The sequence below is a fragment of the Oscillibacter sp. genome (assembly GCF_031978065.1).
In the GTDB taxonomy this organism is placed as follows: Bacteria; Bacillota; Clostridia; order Oscillospirales; family Oscillospiraceae; genus Oscillibacter.
Genome location: NZ_DALZCH010000184.1, coordinates 1 through 3,033, shown reverse-complemented (window position 1 = coordinate 3,033; position 3,033 = coordinate 1). Strand labels below are relative to the sequence as shown.

At 39.9% G+C, this 3,033-nt stretch carries 5 protein-coding genes and 1 pseudogene; 4 read left to right on the top strand and 2 right to left on the bottom strand.

Translation table 11 applies throughout. The features are described from left to right. A partial coding sequence (locus RTK01_RS16435; protein WP_312282000.1) for a TetR/AcrR family transcriptional regulator occupies nucleotides 1-524 on the bottom strand: 524 nt, incomplete at its 3' end. 147 nt (nucleotides 525-671) lie between these two features. Here RTK01_RS16435 and RTK01_RS16430 point away from each other — a divergent pair. From RTK01_RS16430 to RTK01_RS16415, 4 genes and pseudogenes are all read left to right on the top strand, one after another. Then, a complete protein-coding gene (locus tag RTK01_RS16430; RefSeq protein WP_312281999.1) occupies nucleotides 672-1,208 on the top strand; it encodes a nitroreductase family protein in 537 nt (178 codons plus the stop codon). A gap of 16 nt (nucleotides 1,209-1,224) precedes the next feature. Then, nucleotides 1,225-1,878, top strand: a complete 654-nt coding sequence (locus RTK01_RS16425) for a pentapeptide repeat-containing protein (protein WP_312281998.1) — start codon at nucleotides 1,225-1,227, stop codon at nucleotides 1,876-1,878. Nucleotides 1,879-1,942: 64 nt separating this feature from the next. Further along, a pseudogene (locus RTK01_RS16420) lies at nucleotides 1,943-2,097 on the top strand (cysteine-rich KTR domain-containing protein). Between the two features lie 274 nt (nucleotides 2,098-2,371). Then, nucleotides 2,372-2,548: a DUF4368 domain-containing protein gene (locus tag RTK01_RS16415; RefSeq protein ID WP_312281997.1), complete on the top strand. Its 177-nt coding sequence runs from the start codon at nucleotides 2,372-2,374 to the stop codon at nucleotides 2,546-2,548. Nucleotides 2,549-2,652: 104 nt separating this feature from the next. Here RTK01_RS16415 and RTK01_RS16410 read toward each other — a convergent pair whose 3' ends face one another. After that, nucleotides 2,653-2,817 (bottom strand): helix-turn-helix transcriptional regulator, encoded by a 165-nt coding sequence (locus tag RTK01_RS16410; RefSeq protein ID WP_312281996.1) that lies wholly within the window; start codon nucleotides 2,815-2,817, stop codon nucleotides 2,653-2,655. Between the last annotated feature and the right edge of the window lie 216 nt (nucleotides 2,818-3,033).

Here is a 3,033-nt window from a genome sequence, read left to right as displayed (position 1 = left end):
GTAGAAGATATTTCTCGGCATAATGCATCCACTAATATGCAGGACGCATAGACTTTTTCCGATAGGTCATCGAGTAGGATTTTATTTCTGTTTAATAGTTCGACAATTCCCGACACATATTTACTTTCAAAATCACAAAAGTGGTGATTGATTTTTTCATCTTCCAGCATTACCATTCTTAATTGCGCTAAAGCCTTATTGGATGTGGCATATACTTCAATATAGATTGAAATCCATCGCTCAATAAAATCAGGAAGATAAAATGGCTGCTGAAAATCATCTAATCTTTCAAGCAAAACACTTGAAAATGAATTGATATGCTGATCAAACGCTGCAATGTATACGTCTCGCTTATCCCTGAAATAACTGTACAGCGCACCGGTCGATACATGAGCTTTCTTTGCAATTTCAATCGTATTTGTTCCATGATATCCTTTTTCACAAAACAGCGCAAATCCGGCCTGTGCTATTTTGTTCTTTTTATCAATGGAGCGTTTTTGAACTGGTTCCCGTATGTTCTTCATTCAGCTCACCTCCGATTTAATTATATAGGCACACAGATAGGAGGTCAATAAAATGTGAAGTCTTACTCGTATTATGTTGACGCGGAATTGCGTTGGTGCTATTATTAAAACATGAAATGTTATTCGCGTTTGCGCGGAGGAGATAGCATGGACTTTCTTGAATTAGCAAAAGCTCGCTGTACCACACGTGGATTTACAGACGAGGAAATTTCAAAAATAGATTTAGATAGGATTCTGTCTATTGGACGTGTAGCGCCATCGGCCTGCAACCGGCAGCCACAGCGGATTATAGTTGTCCAAGATCCAGAGAATTTAACGAAAGTGCAAAAAGCGTACCAGACATTTGGATCTCAGTGTGTTTTAATTGTATGCCGGGATACAAGAAATGAGCTGATACGTCCATTTGATCAGAAGTGTTCAGGCGATTTGGATATTGGAATTGTTTGCGACCATATGCTGCTGGCGGCAAGGGAATTGGGCATTGGAAGCGTCATGGTTGGCCTTTTTGACCTGAATATAATCCGGAGAGAGTTCGGTATTCCAGAGTACATAGAACCCACTGCGCTGCTCATCTTGGGATACCCTGAAAAAGGCTTTTTAAATCCGGAGCGCCATAGTGCAGAAAGGAAGCCAATTTCTCAAACTGTAATGTACGAAAGTTATGCTGAAACAGTAAGCATATAAAAGGTGATTGCATTTTATGAATAAAACTAATCCTCAATTGCCCAAAGAGTTTCTATTGATAAATGACTTTTCTTCTTATGCGGAAGAGTTCCTCATATCAGAACTTCCGCTTTCTGAAATGAAAAGCTCTGGATCCGTCGTTCAAGGTGGAGATTTTTACAGCATTGAAATTCATAAAAGCATTTTTGAAAATTGTACATTTCATGCCTGTAAATTTCAGAAGGCAAGCTTTATTGATGTGATATTTCAGTCTTGCGACTTGTCAAATACGGAGTTTAGGGATGCCTATTTTGAAAGGTGCAGATTTATTTCCTGTAAATGTATAGGAGTAAATATGAGCGGTACGGTTATGAAGAAAACCGCTTTTGAAAATACCAACCTCCAATACTCATATTTTGATAGAAGTAGGCTGACAGATCTCGTGTTTGAAGGAGTTGACTTTACAGAGTCATCAATGGCGGAAGCAAAGTTAAAAAACTTTCAAGCAAACAAATCTAAATTTTTGAAGAACAACTTCCATAAGACATTACTTGCGACAGTTGATTTTACAAACAATGAATTGGCTGCGCCAATCGTGTCCTCCACGCCTGTAGAACTAAAGGGAGCTGTCATTGATATGTATCAAGCAGCAAACCTCATTGGACTTTGGGGAATCATCGTAAAGACATAAATAAACGTTTGTATCGGTGCTGTCTTTCTTCATATAGTAGGTGTGCCATGGAAAATGCAAATGGATGTTGTGTCCAGTATGTGGAAATGAAACGAAAGTGAAATTAAGAAAGACACTGTACTTAAACACTTTCCTCTGCTTTGTCCCAAATGCAAACAGGCGGCTCCGATCAATGTGAAACAATTCAATATTGTAGTTTTTAAAGAGCTACACGCATAGACGCAGAGCCGACTTCTATTGAGGGAACTCAATAGAAGTCGGCTCTTTTTTATATCCACCAAATGAGAAATGAGGCTTTTGCGAGTCAGTCTTCATGCCTGAATATCTAAAGTAACCCTCTAAATCCGTAGTGATAAGCGTCAGAGGCATACGATAGATAGGGGGGTGTATCATCCTTGACGATCTGTGCAAGGTCACCCACCTCACCAGACAAAAAGAAGCCCTCTTTGCAGAGTACATCAACCGCAAAAATACCTTGGATTTGCGGCAAGAAATGAACAGTCTGCAAAAAGAGCTGGACGTGGCACAGCGCAGGGATACGGAGTTGACCGCACACACTGAGATTCGTGAGCTGACGCCGGAAATCCTGCGGCTGTTTATTTCGAGGATTGAGGTAGGCGAAAAGAGCACCAAATACTCCCGCACCGCGGAGCAGGCATCCCCTGTATAATCACCGGTCGTGCCGCCACGGGATTTGGGCATTGCACTTTGGCGGGGTGGCATAATTAGCATCTTTTATTTGGAGATAGCCTAAAATCTCCTTGGTTTATATTATTAATCCGAGGATTCAATAATGGTTTGCGCTACCTTTTCAGGCTTTCCTTGACCGCTTTCCCATTTAGATACTGTCTGTCTTGAGATACCTAACATATCAGAAACTTGTTCTTGCGAATAATTTGATTTTTTGCGCAAATCTTGTAGCCTTTCTGCCATATCCATTTCTTTTACCTCCTGTAGAAATTGTAGCATAATCTGTCAGTTGCATACCACCGATACTGGTTTAAATGCAGTAAACTGTCAGTTGCGAATTCGAAATTTACAGTTGCATATCTAAAAAACCAATGTTTTAAGGTTTTTCTGTATTTGGTCGTTAAAGTTTGCTACGTTCCTAATTAACTACTATTTTAACAACATAGCACATCTCTTTAAATGTAG

Coding starts and splice junctions, on each gene's coding strand:
- RTK01_RS16430 (WP_312281999.1), top strand. CDS start 672: ATGGACTTTCTTGAATTAGCAAAAGCTCGCTGTACCACACGTGGATTT.
- RTK01_RS16425 (WP_312281998.1), top strand. CDS start 1,225: ATGAATAAAACTAATCCTCAATTGCCCAAAGAGTTTCTATTGATAAAT.
- RTK01_RS16415 (WP_312281997.1), top strand. CDS start 2,372: ATGAACAGTCTGCAAAAAGAGCTGGACGTGGCACAGCGCAGGGATACG.
- RTK01_RS16410 (WP_312281996.1), bottom strand. CDS start 2,817: ATGGATATGGCAGAAAGGCTACAAGATTTGCGCAAAAAATCAAATTAT.